The sequence below is a fragment of the Bartonella sp. AA86SXKL genome (genome assembly GCF_042196885.1).
In genome coordinates this window covers 1-856 of sequence record NZ_JBHIRE010000213.1, presented here as the reverse complement: position 1 = coordinate 856, position 856 = coordinate 1, and the positions used below count along the sequence as shown (strand labels likewise).

The 856-nt window shown below is 40.4% G+C and carries 1 protein-coding gene; it reads left to right on the top strand.

Annotation, left to right across the window (positions count from 1 at the left end):
• Nucleotides 1-155: 155 nt before the first annotated feature.
• Entirely contained in the window at nt 156-791 is a 636-nt protein-coding gene (locus ACFIO5_RS11040; RefSeq protein ID WP_011180167.1) for an RNA-binding protein, read from the top strand.
• Nucleotides 792-856 lie beyond the last annotated feature (65 nt).

The window sequence follows — 856 nt, the reverse complement described above, 5'->3', positions numbered from 1 at the left end:
GGTATCCTGACTCCATTCGATATTACACGCGCTGATGCTGAAGCTATGGTTTTAGCTGCACGTGTGCAAGCAGGCTGGATAAATCAAGCTGACCTTGTTACAGAAAATTCTGCAGAAAATGAAAAATAAATAATTTCAATGTGGATGCATTTTAAATGAATGAACGGACCTGTATTGTGACAAGAAAAAATGCTTCAGCAAAAGCGCTGATCCGTTTTGTTATTGGTCCCAATAATCAAATTGTCCCTGATCTTAAATCAAATTTACCTGGGCGTGGCGTCTGGGTATCATCCCGCCGCTCTGCCATTGAAGAAGCAATCAGAAAAAAAGCTTTTAACAAAAGTTTTAAAACAGATGTCGAAGTCGCCTCAAATCTTGCCCATATTGTAGATACACTTTTACTAAAAGCTGCTCTTGGCAGCCTTTCCATAGCGCGAAAAGCAGGCGCCGTTGTTATGGGGGCAACCAAAGTTGATGCAGCTATTCGCTCTGGTCAAGTGATTTTTGTCCTTCATGCTAGAGAAGCTACAGAAAATGGGAAACAGAAAATTTCACAAGCCATCCATACAATACAGCAAAAAACAAATCAGGACATAAAAACTACATCTTTATTTACAAGTTATGAAATGCGTGTGGCTTTTGGAGCTAATCCTGTAATGCATGCTGCCTTATTGAACATGAAAGCCGCAGAAGGATTTCTTAAAACGATAAACAAACTAATTGCCTATCGTGATGACAAGCACAGTAAGCCTGGTGAGATGACGGCACAAGCCGTGAAGGAAATACAATGAGTGAAAATAATAACGACAAAATAACAGTCAAGAGGACACTGACCCTAAAGAGGTCCGTCCTGGAA

What these genes read in the sequence shown, in the direction of transcription:
- ACFIO5_RS11040 (WP_011180167.1), top strand. Translation starts at nt 156, where the DNA reads ATGAATGAACGGACCTGTATTGTGACAAGAAAAAATGCTTCAGCAAAA.